The organism is Stenotrophomonas geniculata, assembly GCF_034508895.1.
GTDB classification, from domain to species: Bacteria; Pseudomonadota; Gammaproteobacteria; order Xanthomonadales; family Xanthomonadaceae; genus Stenotrophomonas; species Stenotrophomonas geniculata.
Genome location: NZ_CP140571.1, coordinates 1,176,176 through 1,194,119, shown reverse-complemented (window position 1 = coordinate 1,194,119; position 17,944 = coordinate 1,176,176). Strand labels below are relative to the sequence as shown.

Sequence of the window (17,944 nt, the reverse complement as noted above, 5' to 3'; positions counted from 1 at the left end):
ACGCGCGGCTCTGACCCTCCCGATCACAACGTGATCCAGAAACACCCGTACTGCCGCCGCAACCCCAGCACCGTCGAAGCGCGCGACACGCTGCCGGGCAAGGTCTGTTCCAGGCGCAGGCCGATCGGATGCCGCGCCACGGAGGCCACAGAGTCGGATCCCTGCGCAGCAGGGCTCTGGCCCTCATCCTGCGATTGCGGCAGCGCCTGCGAGGGATACACCGGCACCACGTCCACCAATGGCCGCCGCGCCAACGATTCCAGCTGGCCGAGGATGCGCTGCGCACCCGCATCAGAGACCGCGCCCCACAGGTACAGCGAGGACAACCGGTTCACATCGTTGCTGAGGATGCCAGTACGCAGCGCATCCACCAGTTCGCTCAGTCGCCGCGGGCAGCGTGCCCCCAGGGTGTCGCGCTGCAGGGTGTTGCCGGCGGGCGCAGGCGGCGGCAGCCGCGACTGCGCACCCAGGCTGTCGCAGGGACGGTCGGTATACACGCTCTGGCCCTGGGCATCGGTACAGCGGTTCAGGCGCGTGGACTGCGCCTGGGCGACGCTCGACAGCACGCACAGCGGCAGCAGCAACAGCAGGAAGGAAAGCCGGATCATTCCTGCAGGGTAGCGCCGATCACGCTTGCGCGTCGTGCTCTCAGCCCTGCAGCAGCTTCAGCACCGAGGTGGTCGGCTTGGCCAGGTTCAGGGTGTAGAAGTGCAGGCCGGGTGCGCCGCCCTCGATCAGGCGCTGGCACAGCCGGGCCACCACTTCAGTGCCGAATGCACGCACTGACTCCGCGTCATCGCCATAGGCCTGCATCTTGCGGCTGATCCAACGCGGAATCTCCGCACCACATTGTTCGGAGAAGCGACGCAGCTGGCTGAAGTTGGCAATCGGCATGATGCCGGGGGTGATCGGTACCTGCACGCCCAGCCGCCGTACTTCGTCGACGAAATGGAAGTACGCGTCCGGGTTGAAGAAGTACTGGGTGATCGCCGCATCGGCACCGGCATCGATCTTGGCCTTGAAGTGCTTCAGGTCGGCCAGTGCGTCGGAGGCCTGCGGATGCGTTTCTGGGTACGCGCCTACTTCGATATGGAACGCATCGCCGTGCTCGGCGCGGATGAAGTCGATCAGTTCGGCGGCATAGCGCATGTCGCCGGGAAAGCCCATGCCCGACGGCAGGTCGCCGCGCAGCGCGACCAGGCGGCGACAGCCGATGGCGCGGTACAGCTTGAGCAGCTCGCGGATTTCCTGGCGGGTGCCACCCACGCACGACAGGTGCGGCGCGGCATCGAAACCGTGGTGCTGGTTGAGATGGCGCACGGTTTCGGAGGTGTAGCTCAGGGTCGAGCCACCAGCGCCGAAGGTACACGACACGTACTCGGGACCGTAGTCCTTCAGCTTGGCCGCGGCGCGGTCCAGCTGGCTGCGCTGTTCGTCGGTCTTGGGCGGATAGAACTCGAAGCTGATGGCAGTCATGGCACGGGCGGTGGCGGCGGGTGCGGGCCAGTATATCGCTTCATCAAGATGGATGTTTGACAGCTGCGTGAGGGCAGGCCATCCGTGGCACGCGACCGTTCGCCCAGGTGTCCGGCCGTTGCTCCGAAATCGTAACCGGGGGCACTGGCCCGGCGGCACGCTGTTCCCATCCCGGCACCACCCACCCGACGAAGGAGCAGACGATGAAGATCTTCCTGGCACTGTGGTACGCAATGAAGGCCTTGGCCCGGCTGGCGATGATCGGCATGGCGATGGCCGTGCTTGGCTCCGGTCCGGCCCATGCGGTGGCCGCCACAGGCACCGGCAAGGTGCAGGTCGAGGTGGTCGGCAAGGGCCGTCCGCTGCTGATGATCCCCGGTCTCAACAGCAGCGCCGAGGTCTGGCGCGAGACCTGCCTGGCGCTGAAGGACGTGCAGTGCCATCTGGTGCAGCTGCCCGGCTTTGCCGGCGCCGCAGCCGCCGATCCGCGCCCGGCCGACTTCCTGCCGGCCATGCGCGGGCAGCTGCTGGCCTACCTGCATGACCGGCACCTGGGCCCGGTGGTGGTGATCGGACACAGCCTGGGTGGCCTGCTGGGCCTGCAGATGGCGCAGGCCCAGCCGGCGGCGGTCAGCGCCCTGGTGGTGGTCGATGCACTGCCGTTCCTGCCAGCCGCGCGTGACCCTAAGGCCACCGCAGACAGCGTGCGGCCGATGGCCGACCAGCTGCGCAAGGGCATGCTCGCTGCCGACGCCGCGCAATGGCAGGCGCAGTTGAAGGCGGGCCTGCCGGGCATGACCCGTGATCCGCAGCGCCAGGCCGAGCTGGGTCGCTGGGGCGAAGGCAGTGACCGCCAGACCACCGCCGATGCCATGCATGCGGTGATGACCATCGACCTGCGCGACAGCATTGCCTCGATCAGCGCACCGACGTTGGTGCTGGGCAGCTGGGCCGGCTACCAGCCGATGGGCGGCACCGAGGACAGCACGCGCGCGGTGTTCCAGGCGCAGTACGCGAAGCTTCAGGGCGTGCAGATTGCGATGAGCGCACAGGGGTTCCACTTCCTGATGTGGGATGATCCGCGCTGGCTGCAGGAGCAGGTGCAGCGTTTCCTCGCCGCGCACCCCTGACCCTTGTCCTCGTCGAGAGCCCGCATGGACGCCACCACCTCATCCCGCCGCTTCTGGACGCTCAATGCACTGGCATGGGCGGGTTATGCGATGTACGGGCTGTGGGCGGGGATGCGGATCGGCGGCGGCGTGGTGTTCAGCGGCATCGTGTTGATCACCGTCAGCGTGGCCGCCTGCCTGTGGCTGTGCAGCGGCATGCTGCGCGCGGTGGCGCTGCGCCAGCGCTGGTGGGAGGGGAGCCTGGGCGGCCTGGTGTTGAAACTGGCCGCCGGTGTGGTGGCCGGTGCCAGCGTCGCACAGGCGATGACGGCGGCGCTGCTGCTGCCGGCGCTGGCACTGGGCTGGGTGCAGCTGCCCGGTGGCCACGCGGATTACCGATGGTCTTCGCTGCTGGTGTACTGGATGAACACCGCGCTGTTCCTGCTGATGTGGACCGGCCTGTGGGCCGGCCTGCACGGTCTGCGCCGGGCGCGCCACAGTGAACTGGCCCGGCTGCGAGCCGAAGCCGAACGCAGCGCACTGGAGCGCGATGCACTGCGCGCACGGCTCAACCCGCACTTCATGTTCAATGCGCTGAACAACCTGCGCGCGCTGATCCTGGAAGACCCCGAGCGCGCCCGCGACATGGTCACGCGCCTGTCGCGCACGCTGCGCCAGGCGCTGGCGCACAACCGCAGTGAGCAGGTCACGCTGGCCGAAGAACTGGCGGTGGTGGACGACTATCTGGCGATCGAGGCCATCCACTTCGAGCAGCGCCTGCAGGTAGCTCGGCGCATCGATGCTGACGCCCTGCAGGCGCAGTTGCCGGCGATGGCGCTGCAGCTGCTGGTGGAGAATGCGATCAAGCACGGCATTGCCAGCCGCCCCGGTGGTGGCGAGGTACAGATCCAGGCCACGCTGGACGGCGATGTATTGCGACTGCAGGTGGACAACCCGCCGGGCAGCGCCGGCGAGCCTGCCCATGGGCATGGCGTCGGCCTTGCCTACCTGCATGCGCAGCTCGGCACGCAGGGGCGTTTCACGCTGCAACCGGTCGGCGACCGCATGCAGGCCCTGCTGGAGATTCCACAATGAGTGCTACGCTGCGTGTGTTGATCGTTGATGATGCGCGGCTGGCGCGGCAGGAGCTGCGTACGCTGTTGTCGGCGCTGCCATGGGTGCAGTGCGTGGGTGAGGCCGACGATGTGCCTGCCGCGCGCGAGGCGATCGCCACGCTGGCGCCGGACCTGGTGCTGCTGGACGTGCAGATGCCTTCCGGCAGTGGTTTCGATGTGCTGGACGGCCTGGAGACGGTGCCTGCAGTGGTGTTCGTCACCGCCTACGACACCTACGCCGTGCGCGCGTTCCAGGCCAATGCGCTGGATTATCTGGTGAAGCCTGTCGAGGCGCCACGCTTGCTGGAGGCGCTGGAGCGGGCGCGCCAGCGCGAGGTGGTGGCGGGCGAAACGCGGGAGCCGCGCAGCACACTGGGCGCGCAGGACCAGGTGTTCGTGCGCGAGGGAGAACGCTGCTGGTTCGTGGCGGTCTCCGAGGTCCGCCGGCTGGTGGTGGATGGCAATTACACGCGGCTGTGGTTCCGCGACCAGAACGCCTTGCTGACCCGCAGCCTGAGCGCGTTGGAAGCACGCCTGCCGCAGGATCTGTTCTTCCGTGCCAACCGCAATACCCTGGTCAACCTGCGCCGCATCCGTGGCGTAACGCCCAGCATTGCCGATGGTTACGAGCTGACGCTGGATGATGGCAGTGAGGTGGACGTGTCGCGGCGGCAGGCACGTGAACTGCGCGAGCGGATGGCGTTGTAGCTGCCGCTACAGCTCGGCACTGACCGGGCTGGTGATGAAGCCCCACAGCAGGCGTGCCATTACGGCGGGTGAGCGTGCCTGCCTACGCGCATAGGCCAGCAGTGAATCCAACCGCGGGCGGTCATAGAGGTGGCCGGCCAGCAGCACCGCATGCACGCGACGGGTGTTTGCGGTGTCCTGCAGCGGGTTGCCATCAAGCAGCACCAGGTCTGCGGCTTTGCCGACTTCGACGCTGCCATGCGATGCCTGCAACTGCAGATGACGCGCGGCCTGCAGCGTGGCTGCGCGCAGCACGTCGGCCTGGCTCAGGCCGGCGTGCCGCAGCCACTGCAGTTCATCGTGGTAGCGGAAGCCGCCCAATCCGGTATCGGTGCCGACCAGCACGGTGACGCCGGCACGATGCGCCGCACCGGTCAGTGCCAACCCATGCTCGAAGTAGGTCTTCAGTGCGTCTTCGCCGCGTCGGCCGGGATAGCGCGCCACGGTGGCCTGCAGGTCATCACGCCACGCCCAGCGTGAGAGCGGGTCCAGATAGGCCAGGCGCGGATCGTTGACGAAGGCGGGGTCGCGTGCACGTGCATCTTCTTCGCGGGTGACATGCGTTGGCACGAATGCTGCAGCACTGGCCTGCATCAAACCGAACGCTTTGCTGCAGAGCGCGGGCTGATGGCTGGCCACCATGCGTTCGGCCAGTCCAGTCGGGTCTTCGCCGTCAAGCGCGCCACCGCGCCATGCCGCCGCGTTGTCGAAGCAGTGGCGCACGAACAGATGGGCGTGTTCGAAGCTTCGCTGGCCTGCCTGCACCGCGTCTTCCAGAGGCACAGCCCTGGGCAGGTGGCCGACCAGTGGACGGTGCAGCTGCCGTGCCTCGGTGGCCAGCCGCTGGTAGGTATCCGCACGCAGCTTGTTGTAGACCTTCAACGCGTCGACGCCACGGGCGCTATACGCGTGCGCCCGCAATGCGGCAGCCTCTGGCGAGAGTGATGGATCCTCGAAATAGAAGCTGGCGATCTGCACGAAGCGGGGTGTGACCTGTTGCCCTGTGATGGCCTGTGCAGTCCAGCGGCGCTTGTCAGCCACGCAGGCGATCAGCGGGTCGGTAGCCTGTGGGCAGTCCATCATGTCGCGGGTGCCGGTGATGCCGTTGGCCAGCATCAACGGGAACTGCAGCTGCGGTGACAGCTGCAGTGCATGGGTGTGCATGTCCCAGAAACCGGGCAGCAGCCACCGGCCATCGGCATCGAGCACAGGAAGCCGCGTGTCCTGCGGATCTTCACCAATGGCGGTGATGGTGCCGTTGCGCACCGTTACCGTGGTGGGTTCGCTGACCTGGCCGCGCGCCACGTCCACCACCCGCGCATTGACGATCACGCGGCTGTTGCCCGGCTCGGGCAACGGCGGTGCCGACAGCGGCCAGAACAGGGCGGCGGCGAACAGCAATGGCGGCGCCAGCAGGAGGGTGGCCAGGACGATCGACCATCGCCGACGGCCGGCGGAACGGGGCAACGCGCGTGCTGCATCCATGAGCCGGCAATCCTTGTAATAGGGCGCCCGCAGGGTGCTGCAATCCGGACACGGGCGCCAGTGACCATCGGCATCCGGCCCGGCCTGCCTCCGGGGCGGTTACCCTGTGCGGTGTAACCCCTGATCACGCCCTGCCATGTCCATCGTCCTCACCGATTTCGCCCGTCCCCGCCTGTTCCCGCGCGTGCCGCGCGGCAACACCATCCAGGACTGCACTGCCGAGCAGTTCGAGGCACACCTCAATGCGCACGCACCGCTGAAGGTGCTCGACGGCTACGCGCCGTTCTGCAAGTTGTTCGTCTACGAGAACTGGACCAGCACGCGCTGCCTGACGGTGCCGGTCACCGAGGCCAACCGCCATCTGCTGCGCAGCGGCTACGAAGCGCGCAACCGTGAGGAACTGCCGGTACTGGTGCGCTGGTTCGAGGGTGTGGAGTCCCCGCGCGCGAACTACCTGGTGGTGATCCTGTACAGCGCCGGGCAGCTGGCGAAGGAAGGTTCACCGATCGAGGCCGACTGGGGCATCGTCGGCTGCATCTACACCGCCGAACCGGAAGAGGTGCCGATGGCGCCGATCACGATGATGCGCAATGCGCTGGGCGTGGAGGAGGGCGGTTCCGGTGTACCGCTGGACCGGGAGGCCTACCGGCGCTCGGTGGCGTTCTGGGAGAACAACGCCAACTGGCGGCCCTGAGCTCACGCTGTGGCTGGACAGCCGGCATGTGAACAGGGTGACGGCAGTGGAGCGCTACCATGGCGGTGAATCAACGCAGGGAGCACAGGGATGGATGTTCGACGTTGGATGCCGTTTGCATGGGTCGCCGCAGGCCTGCTGGCCGCAAGTGAAAGCTCGGCAGCAAAGTACGATGCCGGCGCTGCCTGTGGGGCCCTGTCCGACGTGACGCAGATCCGCGACGCGGGCGTGGGTTCACTGCAGGCGCAGGCAACCTCGGGGCGTTGCACGTTTCATGTGGAAGCGGATGACGCAGCAGCGCTTTTGCGTCAGCAGTCATTGCTCCAGAGCGTGTCGGCGATTGCCTGTGGTGGGCCAGCCACCACCCGGCCTTCGCAAGGGGCTGCGGGCTTCGACCTGCAGATGCCTGCCCGTTGCCCGCTCTCTTCCAGCACGCCGTTGATTGCCCGGGAAGGAGGCTGGCACCAGCGGCGGCTCTCGTCGGTCCCGGCGTATCCTGCGGCCGCCATGCGCGAAGCCCAGCAGGGTGGCGTCGAGCTGATGCTGCTGCTGGATGCACAGGGCAAGACCCAGGCGATCATCCTGTCCCGGTCCAGTGGGTACCCACTGCTCGATGCGGCGGCGCTCAAGCACGCGCGTGACTGGCGTTATGAGCGTGAAGCGGTGGGCAAGGCGCCAGACATGAGCCTGATACGCGGAACGGTCACGTTCAAGCTCAACTAGGGCATCTGCAGGGCGGGCTCGGCCTTCCACTCCCACCAGCGGTAGTGGTACTCGCGCTCGGTCGCGCTCCATTGCCGCGCGCAGCAGGTGCACGTCAGCCGGTAGCATTCGCCCCAGCCGTCCTCTGATTCGCCCCGTGCACGCAGCTGCACGTGACCTTGTTCCAGCAGCGGCTCGGGGCTGAAGAACACATAGGAAGGGTAGAGCGCACACAGGCAGCCTTCGCGCGCCTGCCAGTAGCGCAGCCGTTGCAGGGCCGCCTTGAGGTGAGCCTGGTTGCTGATCAGCATGCCGCCAAGGGCGACGCCCTGGCAGCTGCGTTCAATCGTATCCACATGCGCGCTCAACGCCTCCAGGGATGCGGGAGTGAACAATCGGGCGACGGTGCGTGCGGCATCGGTGATGCGCGTTGCGTCGCGCGACAACAGGTCCTGCAGCAGCACGTCGGCCTGTGCATCGTCGAGCCGGGGAATCGGTGCTGCAGACCACGGCCAGCGCATCAGCGTGACTTGCCGATGGCAGCGTAGTGGCCGGCGGTGAGGCGCAGCAGGTCAGCCGGCGCCAGTTCCACTTCCAGGCCGCGGCGACCGGCGCTGACATGCAGCGCGGGCAATGCCTGCGCGCTGGCGTCCAGGAAGGTGCGCAGGCGCTTCTTCTGCCCGAGCGGGCTGATGCCACCGACCAGGTAACCCGTCGCGCGCTGTGCGGCGTCGGCGGCGGCCATCTCGCACTTCTTGCAGCCGGCCGCTTCGGCCAATGCCTTCAAGTCCAGCTGGCCGGCCACCGGCACGATCGCCACCAGCAGTTCGTGTGCCTCGGTGCTGGCCAGCAGGGTCTTGAACACCTGGGCCGGATCGAGACCGAGCTTGTCGACGGCTTCGCCGCCATAGGATTCGGCGTGGGCGTCGTGCACGTAGCTGCGCACGGTGTGGGCGATCTTCTCGCGCTTGAGCAGGTTGATGGCCGGGGTCATGGGGACATCGTAGCGTGGGGCGGGGGTGTTGCCTTGACCGAGGCTATTGCCTGGCGCTGGCGCTGGCGCTGGCGGATGCGGTGCCGGACAAGCCCGGCATCCACCAGAAGCCAGGATCGGTGGACCAACGCAGAACGGGCGCCCGAAGGCGCCCGTTCCGTGTGCATCCGTTGCTGGAGTCAGAGCCCTTTCCTGCGGAAAGGGATCCGACCCCGGCACGATCAGTAGCGGTAGTGGTCCGGCTTGAACGGGCCTTCCACCGGCACGCCGATGTAGTCAGCCTGTTCCTGGCTCAGGGTGGTCAGCTTCACGCCGATCTTTTCCAGGTGCAGGCGGGCCACTTCTTCGTCCAGCTTCTTCGGCAGCAGGTAGACCTTCTTCTCGTAGCTGTCCTTGTTCGCCCACAGGTCGATCTGTGCCAGGGTCTGGTTGGCGAAGCTGTTGGACATCACGAAGCTCGGGTGGCCGGTGGCGCAGCCCAGGTTCACCAGGCGGCCTTCGGCCAGCAGGAAGATCGCGTTGCCGTTCGGGAAGATGTACTTGTCCACCTGCGGCTTGATGTTGACGTGCTTGATGCCGGCGAACGACACCAGCGCATCGACCTGGATCTCGTTGTCGAAGTGGCCGATGTTGCAGACGATGGCCTGGTCCTTCATCGCGCTCAGGTGCTCGATGCGGATGATGTCCTTGTTGCCGGTGGTGGTGACGTACAGGTCGGCACGGCCCAGGGTCGATTCGATGGTGTTGACCTCATAGCCTTCCATCGCCGCCTGCAGGGCGCAGATCGGGTCGATCTCGGTGACGATCACGCGCGCGCCATAGGCACGCAGCGAGGCGGCGCAGCCCTTGCCCACGTCACCGTAGCCGCAGACCACGGCCACCTTGCCGGCCAGCATCACGTCCATCGCGCGCTTCAGGCCATCGGCCAGCGACTCGCGGCAGCCGTACAGGTTGTCGAACTTGCTCTTGGTGACCGAGTCGTTGACGTTGATCGCCGGAATCAGCAGGGTGCCGGCCTGGGCCAGCTGGTACAGGCGGTGCACGCCGGTAGTGGTCTCCTCGGAGACGCCCTTCCAGTCCTTGACCACGCGGCCCCAGTAACCCGGGCGCTCCTTGGCGACGCGCTTGAGCAGGTTCTTGATGACCTGTTCTTCGTGCGAGGACGAGGCGGTGTTGACCCAGTCGCTGCCGTTTTCCAGCTCGTAGCCCTTGTGGATCAGCAGGGTCACATCACCGCCGTCGTCCACCACCAGCTCCGGGCCGGTCAGGGTGCCGTCGGCCAGGGTGAAGGTCAGCGCGTCCAGGGTGCAGTCCCAGTACTCTTCCAGGGTCTCGCCCTTCCACGCGAACACCGGGGTGCCGGTGGCGGCGATGGCGGCGGCCGCGTGGTCCTGGGTCGAGAAGATGTTGCACGAGGCCCAGCGCACGTCGGCGCCGATGTCCTTCAGGGTCTCGATCAGCACCGCGGTCTGGATGGTCATGTGCAGCGAACCGGTCACGCGCACGCCCTTCAGCGGCAGGCTGGCGGCATGCTTGCGACGGATCGACATCAGGCCCGGCATTTCGTGCTCGGCGATGTCCAGTTCCTTGCGGCCCCAGTCGGCCAGCGTGATATCGCGGATCTTGTAATCACCTTCGGTGGAGAAGGTCTTGGCAACAGCGTTCATTCGTGTGCTCCGGTTGTGGACGAGCGGGTGCTCGCATCTAGCCGGGCGCCGTTGTTACAAAGCCACCTTACCGAGCCTGGCCGGGCCTCGTGGGATCCGGTCGCAGCGCCCCTCGGCAGGGGAGAACCCCCATTATATCGCGGCCCCGCCATGACATCGGAACGACCCAACCATCGGCAGATGGGATCGCGTGCACAGACTGTTAAGGTCGGTGTTTTCACGCATCACACAGGTGGAACGATGAGCATGCACGCGCGCCGCACACGGCGCTGGACCGGCCTGGTCCTGTCGATGGGACTGCTGGCGGTGGCCCCACTGGCCTGGGCGGCAGCGCCGCAGCCTGCGGCCGCACAGGCCCAGGGCGTCAACGGCTATGAACTGCCGTCGGCCGCGCTGCAGGCGGTGGTGGACGCGCCCCGTGCGCCCTCGTTGTACCTGTCGCCACGCCGCGACGTGGCCGCGATGATGCAGATGCCGTCGCTGCCTTCGATCCAGGTGGTGGCGCAGCCGGAACTGAAGCTGGCCGGCCTGCGCATCAACCCGCGTACGTTCTCCGACAGCCGCTTCAGCTTCGGCGAGAAGCTGTGGCTGATGAACGTGGCCGACGGCAAGGAACGGCAGATCAGCGGCCTGCCGGCCAAGCTGTCGATCGCCAGTGTGATGTGGTCGCCGGACCAGAAGTGGCTGGCCTTCAACCAGGTCGATGCCGCCAGTGGCGCCAATGAACTGTGGCTGGTGGACGTGGCCGGTGGCAGTGCCCGCCGTCTGGTTGCCGGCCTGAACACGGTGATCGGCAGCGGCTACCAGTGGCTGCCGGACAGCCGCGGCCTGGTGGTGTTCACCCGCCCTGCCAGCCTCGGTGCGGCCCCGGCCGCCGACGGCATTCCGACCGGCCCGGCCGTGCAGCAGACCCGCCAGGGCGGCGGCGTGGTGTCGATCCGTACCTACCAGGACCTGCTGAAGAACGAGGCCGACGCCCGCCAGTTCGATTACTACGCCACCACCCAGCCGATGGAAGTCAGCCTGGATGGCAGCACCCGCGCGATCGGCGCGGCCGGCATCTTCATGGGCTTTGCAGTGTCGCCGGATGGCCGCTTCGTGCTGCGCCAGCCGGTGCAGCGGCCGTACTCCTACGTGGTGCCGGTGAGCAGTTTCCCGCGCCGCATCGAAGTGATCGACCGTGCCAGCGGCAAGCTGGTGCACACCGTGGCCGTGCGTCCGCTGGTGGAAGGCCTGCCGACCGGCAACGACGCCGAAGTGACCGGCGTGCGCGACATCAGTTGGCGGGGTGATGCCGATGCCACCCTGGTCTGGGCCGAGGCACAGGACGGTGGTGATCCGAACCGGGAGGCCAAGGTGCGCGATGCGGTGCTGATGCAGGCCGCGCCGTTCGACAAGCCGCCGGTGACCCTGGCCCAGCTCGGCAGCCGTCTGGTGGGTATCAACTGGGGCCGTGGCGACCTGGCCCTGCTGACCGAGTCGTGGTGGAAGACGCGCAAGACCAGGACCTGGCTGATTGCCCCGGACAATGCAGGTGCCGAGCCGCGCCTGCTGTGGGATCGTGACGCGCAGGACCGCTATTCCGATCCGGGCCGTCCGCTGTTGTCCAGCGACGACCGCGGGCGCTCGCTGCTGCAGACCACCGCCGATGGCAGCAGCCTGTACCTGGCCGGTGCCGGTGCATCGCCGGAGGGCGACCGCCCGTTCGTGGACCGCTTCGACATCTCCACGGGCAAGGCCACCCGCCTGTTCCACTCGCAGGCGCCCAGCTACGCCGCGCCAGTGGCGCTGCTGGACGACCAGGGCAGCTCGCTGCTGCTGAGCCGTGAAAGCCCGGATGAGCCGGCCAACTTCTATGTGCAGTCGCTGGCCGATGCCGGTGCCGCACCGCGCGCGCTGACCCATTTCGCCCATCCGCTCCCGCAGCTCAAGGGCGTGCAGAAGGAGCAGATCCGCTACAAGCGCAAGGATGGCGTCGACCTGACCGCGACCCTGCTGCTGCCGCCGGGTTACGACCCGAAGCGCGATGGTCCGCGTCCGCTGCTGATGTGGGCCTACCCGGGTGAGTTCAAGAGCGCGGCGGCGGCCAGCCAGGTGACCGATTCGCCGTACCGCTTCAATGCGGTCAGCTACTGGGGCCCGCAGGCGTTCCTGGCCAAGGGCTATGTGGTGCTGGCCAGCCCGTCGATGCCGATCATCGGTGAGGGCGACAAGGAGCCGAACGACACCTACATCGAACAGCTGGTGGCCAACGCGCAGGCCGCGGTGGATGAGGTGGTGCGTCGTGGCGTGACCGATCGCGATCACATCGCCATCGGCGGCCATTCCTACGGCGCGTTCATGACCGCCAACCTGCTGGCGCACACCCGCCTGTTCAAGGCCGGCATCGCGCGCAGCGGTGCCTACAACCGCACGCTCACCCCGTTCGGTTTCCAGGCCGAGGAACGCAACTACTGGCAGGCGCAGGACGTCTACCAGAAGATGGCGCCGTTCAATTATGCCGACAAGATCAAGGATCCGATCCTGTTCATCCATGGCGTGGACGACAACAACTCCGGCACCTTCCCGATCCAGAGCGAGCGCATGTTCGCGGCGGTGAAGGGCCTGGGGGGTACCGCGCGGCTGGTGATGCTGCCGAACGAATCGCATGCCTACCGCGCACGCGAATCGATCATGACCATGCTGGCCGAGAGCGAGCGCTGGCTGGAGCAGACCATCGGCCCGGCCGAGCAGGGCAAGGCGAAGAAGAAGCGCTGACTAGTGTGGCGGCGGCCCCCGCAACGGGGCCGCCTGTGCGGCTGCGCCGCCGCCCGAGCATGGGCTCGGGCGCTACACGGTGTCACGCGCCACGACGCTTGTAGAGCCGAGCCCATGCTCGGCTGCGTCCGTCATGGATGCGTGCAGATGAAACCATTTTTGCATCGCAGCACGACGCCCGTTCTGGTTTAGGCTTGGGGCCTGGATCCGTTGACCGAGGCCTGTGCGTCGCCGATGAACGAGTACCGCAGCAGCATCGAGTTTGCTTCTCCCGATCTTCCGCTTCGCGATGACGTGCGCCGGCTCGGCGCGCTGGTCGGTGACCTGCTGGTTGAACAGGTGTCCGCCGCGTTTCTCGACGACGTCGAAGACGTGCGCACCCGCGCCATCGCCCGCCGCGAGAATCAAGCTCCATTGTCGGAGCTGGCCGATGGCCTGGCCGGGCGCACGCCGCAGCAGGCCGAAACCATGGTGCGTGCGTTCAGCACGTACTTCCAGGTGGTCAACATCGCCGAGCGCGTGCATCGCATCCGCCGTCGCCGTGACTATCAGCGCGCCGGTACCGCAGGTGCACAGCCTGATGGCCTGCAGGACGCGCTGCAGCACCTGAAGGCGCAGGGCGTGGGCCTGGACGAACTCGCGCAGTGGCTCCCGCGCATCGACATCGAACCGGTGTTCACCGCGCACCCGACCGAGGCGGTGCGCCGCGCGCTGCTGGAAAAAGAGCAGCTGATGGTGGCCAGCCTGGTCGACAACCTCGACGGCCAGCGCACGCCAGGTGAGGCCGCGGCCGACGCCGCGCGCTTCCGCATGGCGCTGACGGCCTCGTGGCAGACCACCGACTCCTCGCCGGTGCGGCCCACCGTGGATGACGAGCGCGAACATGTCGGCTTCTATCTGGTGCAGGTGTTGTACCGGGTGATTCCGGTGCTGTACGAATCGCTGCAGCAGGCACTGCGCGATACCTACGGCGAGGAGCTGCCGCTGCCGCGCCTGCTGCGTTTCGGCACGTGGGTAGGCGGCGACATGGATGGCAACCCGAACGTGGATGCGACCACCATCCGCAACACGCTGGATGCGCAGCGGCAGGCGGTGCTCGGGCGCTACCAGAAGGAACTGCTGCAGCTGGCCAGCCTGCTCAGCCAGTCTACCGAGCGGGTGGGTGTGAGTGATTCGCTGCAGGCACGCGTGGCGCAGTACCAGCAGCTGCTGCCGCAGGTGCAGTCGCGCCCGCGTCATGCCGACATGCCGTACCGCCTGCTCAATGACCGCATGCGCGCACGCCTGCAGGCGACGCTGGATGATGGCAGGGGCGCCTACGCCGGCCCCGCCGAACTGATCGACGACCTGCAGCTGATCCTCGACAGCCTGCGCGCCAATCGCGGCGAACATGCAGGCGGCTTCGCCGTGCAGCGCCTGCTGTGGCGGGTGAAGACCTTCGGCTTCCATCTGGCGCGGTTGGATGTGCGCCAGGAATCGAGCGTGCATGCGCGCGCACTGGCTGCGGTGCTGGGCGGCGAAGAAAGCTGGCAGGCGCTGGATGCGCTGGGCCGTGCGCGCCTGCTGGGCCCGCATGCCAGCGGGGAAGACACGCTGCCCAATGGCGATGACGAGGGCAACCAGCGGCTGGATGCGGTGTTCGCTGCACTGGCCGATGCGCGCGCGCGGCATGGCAGCGATGCACTGGGCAGCTACATCATCTCGATGGCACACGACCGCAGCGATGTGCTGGCGGTGCTGGCGCTGGCACGACGTGGCGGTTTGGTAGAGGAGGGCGGTGCGGTGCCGCTCGACATCGCGCCACTGTTCGAGACCGTGGATGACCTCAAGCGCGGCACCGCGACCCTGCGTGACCTGCTGGCCGACCCGGTCTACCGCGCCCATCTGCGTGCGCGCGACGACGTGCAGATGGTGATGCTGGGCTATTCGGACAGCAGCAAGGACGGTGGCATCGCCGCTTCGCGCTGGGGCCTGCAGCGTGCGCAGGTGGAACTGCTGGAGGTGGCGGCCGAGGCCGGCATCCGCCTGACCTTCTTCCATGGCCGTGGCGGTTCGATCAGCCGTGGCGGTGGCAAGACCACGCACGCGGTCGATGCGTCGCCGCGCGGCAGCATCGATGGCCGCCTGCGGGTGACCGAGCAGGGCGAGGTGATCCATCGCAAATACGGCATCCGGGCGCTGGCCCTGCGCTCGCTGGAACAGGCCACCGGTGCAGTGCTGCGCGCCAGCCTGCGCCCGCGTGCCGCCGAGCCGCGCGAGGATGAGTGGCGGCCGGTGATGGACGCGGTGGCCTCGGCCAGCAGCGAGGTGTATCGCGCGTTCGTTGGCCAGGCCGGCTTCATGGACTACTTCCGTACCGCCACACCCATCGACGTGATCGAGCGGATGACGCTGGGGTCGCGTCCTTCGCGTCGGCTCGGCCAGGACGCGGCACTGGGCAACCTGCGCGCGATTCCCTGGGTGTTCGCCTGGAGCCAGGCACGCGCGGTCATCCCCGGCTGGTACGGCGTGGGCAGTGGCCTGCAGGCGGCGGTCGATGCCGGCCACGAACAGACCCTGCGTGATATGGCGCGTGACTGGCCGTTCTTCCGCACCTTCCTGGACGACATCGCGATGGTGCTGTCCAAGGGCGATATCACCATCGCCGAGCAGTTCTCGCTGTTGTCGGGCGACCTGCATGGGCGTTTCTTCCCGCAGGTGCAGCGTGAACTGGAACTCACCCGGCACTGGCTACTGGCGTTGATGGACCAGCAGACGCTGCTGGACCACGATGCGCGGCTGGCGCTGTCGATCCGCCTGCGCAATCCCTACGTCGATCCGATCAGCGTGCTGCAGGTGGATCTGCTGCAGCGTTGGCGCGAAAGCGGGCGCGAGGACGATGACCTGCTGCGCGCGCTGGTGGCCTGCGTGAACGGTGTTTCGCAGGGCGTGCAGAACACCGGGTGATACGCATCCGCCGGGCATGGCCCGGCGCTACCTGCTTCGGTGGGTGCGGGGCGTGCCCCGCACGCCCTCACTCCTCCGGCGACGGCGGATTCGACGCCAGCAGTTCCAGGTGCCGCTGTTCCATTTCCTGGCGCAGCTGGCGGCGGATCTGTGCGGCGGCCTGGCGGCGCTTCTCGTCGGAGGTGGCCGGTTGCAGTGGCGGTACCGGCGTCGGCCGGCCTTCCTCGTCCACCGCCACCATCGTGAAGAAGCAGCTGTTGGCGTGGCGCACGCTGCGCTTGAGGATGTCCTCGGCCACCACCTTGATGCCGATCTCCATCGATGAGGTGCCGGTGTAGTTCACCGAGGCCAGGAAGGTGACCAGCTCGCCCACCGCGATGGGCTGGCGGAACATCACCTGGTCCACCGACAGGGTGACCACGTAGCTGCCGGCGTAGCGGCTGGCACAGGCATAGGCGACCTGGTCGAGCAGCCGCAGGATCGCGCCACCGTGGACCTTGCCGGAGAAATTGGCCATCTCCGGCGACATCAGCACGGTCATGGACAGCTGGTGGGTTTTCAGTTCGGTCGACATGGGGCGATTGTATCGGCGTGGCGTAGCTCTTGTAGAGCCGAGCCCATGCTCGGCTGCTCTTGTCGCAGGAAAAAGAAAGCCGAGCATGGGCTCGGCTCTACAGAAAGCAGAAGGGCCGCGTGAGCGGCCCTTCGTGTTTCTTACTTCAGCTTCGCATCGGCGCGCAGGGCGGCGGCGCGATCGGTCTTCTCCCAGGAGAAGGCCGTGGCGTTGACGGTCTCGCCTTCGCCGTTGAGGTAGCTGAACTCCTTCGGCTTGCGGCCGAAGTGACCATAGGCCGCGGTCTGCTGGTACATCGGGTGCACCAGGTCCAGCATCTTGATGATGCCGTACGGGCGCAGGTCGAAGTGCTTGCGGATCAGCTTCTCGATCTTGTCGTCGCTGATCTTGCCGGTGCCGAAGGTGGTGACCGAGATCGAGGTCGGCTCAGCCACGCCGATGGCGTAGGAGACCTGCACTTCGCAACGGTCGGCCAGGCCGGCGGCAACCACGTTCTTGGCGACGTAGCGGGCCGCGTAGGCTGCCGAACGGTCGACCTTGGACGGGTCCTTGCCGGAGAAGGCGCCACCACCGTGACGGGCCCAGCCGCCGTAGGTGTCGACGATGATCTTGCGGCCGGTCAGGCCGCAGTCGCCCACCGGGCCACCGATCTCGAACTTGCCGGTCGGGTTGATGTGGAACTTGGTGCCCTTGTGCAGCCACTTCGCCGGCAGCACCGGCTTGATGATTTCTTCGCGGACGGCCTCGATGAGGTCCTTCTGCTTGATGCCCGGGGCATGCTGGGTCGACAGGACCACGGCGTCGATGGCCGAGACCACGCCGTTTTCATAGCGCAGGGTGACCTGGCTCTTGGCGTCCGGGCGCAGCCACGACAGCGGCGAGTTCTTCTTCTTGCGGATCTTGGCCTGCTGCTCGACCAGGCGGTGCGACAGGTGGATCGCGGCCGGCATGTAGCTGTCGGTCTCGTTGGTGGCATAGCCGAACATCAGGCCCTGGTCGCCAGCGCCCATTTCTTCCGGCTTCTTGCGATCCACGCCCTGGGCGATGTGCGGCGACTGCTTGCCGATCAGGTTCAGCACGCCGCAGGTGGCGCCGTCGAAGCCGACGTCGGAGCTGTCGTAGCCGATGTCCGTGATGACCTTGCGGGTCAGTGCTTCCAGGTCGATCCAGGCGCTGGTGGTGATTTCACCGGCCACGATGGCAACACCGGTCTTGACCATGGTCTCGCAGGCCACGCGGGCGCGCTGGTCCTGGGTCAGGATCGCGTCCAGCACCGCATCGGAGATCTGGTCGGCAACCTTGTCCGGATGGCCTTCGGAGACCGACTCGGAGGTGAAGAGATAGCTGGACATCAGGCGTAATATCCCTTGATTCGGATGGAAAGATGGGCGCGAATGATACACGGGGTGCGCCGCCTGTGCATTGTGAACCGGTACCGGTTGCCGGTGGTTAAGCCCGCGTAGGCCTGGCAAGGGCCGTCGTGACGGGATTGGGCCCGGCCTCGAGGCCCAGTGTTCCACCAGCGTGACGACGGATGGGGCTGTCCAACCCCGGACCGCGCAGGCCGCGACCCTGCCAGGCCGGCCGTCATCGTTCTGCCCCGAAACCGCCATCTGGCTGCCGCCTGCCGGGCGCAGGCTGTCGGCCAATCCGGCCGCCGGGCATGAGTGGATCCGCC

Annotated in this window: 15 protein-coding genes and 1 riboswitch; of the genes, 7 read left to right on the top strand and 8 right to left on the bottom strand. The window is 67.2% G+C overall.

The window, feature by feature from the left end; translation table 11 throughout:
• Positions 1 to 23: 23 nt before the first annotated feature.
• Complete coding sequence (locus RI032_RS05750) at positions 24 to 608, bottom strand: DUF4124 domain-containing protein (protein ID WP_019338075.1); 585 nt, start codon at positions 606 to 608, stop codon at positions 24 to 26.
• A gap of 40 nt (positions 609 to 648) precedes the next feature.
• Positions 649 to 1,476 (bottom strand): methylenetetrahydrofolate reductase [NAD(P)H], encoded by an 828-nt coding sequence (gene metF, locus RI032_RS05745; protein WP_004143823.1) that lies wholly within the window; start codon positions 1,474 to 1,476, stop codon positions 649 to 651.
• Between the two features lie 203 nt (positions 1,477 to 1,679).
• Here metF and RI032_RS05740 point away from each other — a divergent pair, with 203 nt between their 5' ends.
• The 3 genes from RI032_RS05740 to RI032_RS05730 are packed head-to-tail and all read left to right on the top strand — an operon-like array spanning position 1,680 to position 4,408.
• Positions 1,680 to 2,606, top strand: a complete 927-nt coding sequence (locus RI032_RS05740) for an alpha/beta fold hydrolase (RefSeq protein WP_057504237.1) — start codon at positions 1,680 to 1,682, stop codon at positions 2,604 to 2,606.
• A 24-nt stretch (positions 2,607 to 2,630) separates the two neighbouring features.
• A complete protein-coding gene (locus RI032_RS05735) occupies positions 2,631 to 3,680 on the top strand; it encodes a sensor histidine kinase (protein ID WP_109815027.1) in 1,050 nt (349 codons plus the stop codon).
• Positions 3,677 to 4,408 carry a LytR/AlgR family response regulator transcription factor gene (locus RI032_RS05730; RefSeq protein WP_322547972.1) on the top strand — a complete coding sequence of 244 codons (732 nt, stop codon included), beginning with the start codon at positions 3,677 to 3,679 and terminating at the stop codon, positions 4,406 to 4,408. The genes RI032_RS05735 and RI032_RS05730 overlap by 4 nt, the downstream gene beginning before the upstream one ends.
• A 6-nt stretch (positions 4,409 to 4,414) precedes the next feature.
• Here the strand turns inward: RI032_RS05730 and RI032_RS05725 are convergent, their stop codons facing one another.
• The gene (locus tag RI032_RS05725; protein ID WP_322547971.1) at positions 4,415 to 5,932 is read right to left on the bottom strand and encodes an amidohydrolase family protein; all 1,518 of its coding nucleotides are present in this window, start codon (positions 5,930 to 5,932) and stop codon (positions 4,415 to 4,417) included.
• A gap of 136 nt (positions 5,933 to 6,068) precedes the next feature.
• Between RI032_RS05725 and RI032_RS05720 the strand changes: the two genes are divergently transcribed.
• Positions 6,069 to 6,626 carry a DUF3228 family protein gene (locus tag RI032_RS05720; protein ID WP_099560060.1) on the top strand — a complete coding sequence of 186 codons (558 nt, stop codon included), beginning with the start codon at positions 6,069 to 6,071 and terminating at the stop codon, positions 6,624 to 6,626.
• Positions 6,627 to 6,716: 90 nt separating this feature from the next.
• A complete protein-coding gene (locus RI032_RS05715) occupies positions 6,717 to 7,349 on the top strand; it encodes an energy transducer TonB (protein WP_322547970.1) in 633 nt (210 codons plus the stop codon).
• On the opposite strand, the gene RI032_RS05710 is transcribed toward RI032_RS05715, so the two are convergent.
• The 3 genes from RI032_RS05710 to ahcY all read right to left on the bottom strand — a co-directional run bounded on the left by RI032_RS05710 (position 7,346) and on the right by ahcY (position 9,989).
• Positions 7,346 to 7,849: a hypothetical protein gene (locus tag RI032_RS05710; protein ID WP_322547969.1), complete on the bottom strand. Its 504-nt coding sequence runs from the start codon at positions 7,847 to 7,849 to the stop codon at positions 7,346 to 7,348. The genes RI032_RS05715 and RI032_RS05710 overlap by 4 nt on opposite strands.
• Positions 7,849 to 8,322 carry a Cys-tRNA(Pro) deacylase gene (ybaK, locus tag RI032_RS05705; protein ID WP_019338083.1) on the bottom strand — a complete coding sequence of 158 codons (474 nt, stop codon included), beginning with the start codon at positions 8,320 to 8,322 and terminating at the stop codon, positions 7,849 to 7,851. The genes RI032_RS05710 and ybaK overlap by 1 nt, the downstream gene beginning before the upstream one ends.
• A 221-nt stretch (positions 8,323 to 8,543) precedes the next feature.
• A complete protein-coding gene (ahcY, locus tag RI032_RS05700; RefSeq protein WP_049451423.1) occupies positions 8,544 to 9,989 on the bottom strand; it encodes an adenosylhomocysteinase in 1,446 nt (481 codons plus the stop codon).
• Positions 9,990 to 10,025: 36 nt separating this feature from the next.
• Positions 10,026 to 10,109, bottom strand: a riboswitch (S-adenosyl-L-homocysteine riboswitch).
• 120 nt (positions 10,110 to 10,229) lie between these two features.
• Here ahcY and RI032_RS05695 point away from each other — a divergent pair.
• Positions 10,230 to 12,746, top strand: coding sequence for a S9 family peptidase (locus RI032_RS05695; protein ID WP_032952310.1), 2,517 nt, complete (start codon positions 10,230 to 10,232; stop codon positions 12,744 to 12,746).
• 234 nt (positions 12,747 to 12,980) lie between these two features.
• Positions 12,981 to 15,692 (top strand): phosphoenolpyruvate carboxylase, encoded by a 2,712-nt coding sequence (ppc, locus tag RI032_RS05690; RefSeq protein WP_322547968.1) that lies wholly within the window; start codon positions 12,981 to 12,983, stop codon positions 15,690 to 15,692.
• Positions 15,693 to 15,759: 67 nt separating this feature from the next.
• Here the strand turns inward: ppc and RI032_RS05685 are convergent, their stop codons facing one another.
• A complete protein-coding gene (locus RI032_RS05685) occupies positions 15,760 to 16,266 on the bottom strand; it encodes an acyl-CoA thioesterase (protein ID WP_005415314.1) in 507 nt (168 codons plus the stop codon).
• Between the two features lie 140 nt (positions 16,267 to 16,406).
• Positions 16,407 to 17,618 (bottom strand): methionine adenosyltransferase, encoded by a 1,212-nt coding sequence (metK, locus tag RI032_RS05680; protein WP_010481882.1) that lies wholly within the window; start codon positions 17,616 to 17,618, stop codon positions 16,407 to 16,409.
• Positions 17,619 to 17,944: the final 326 nt, after the last annotated feature.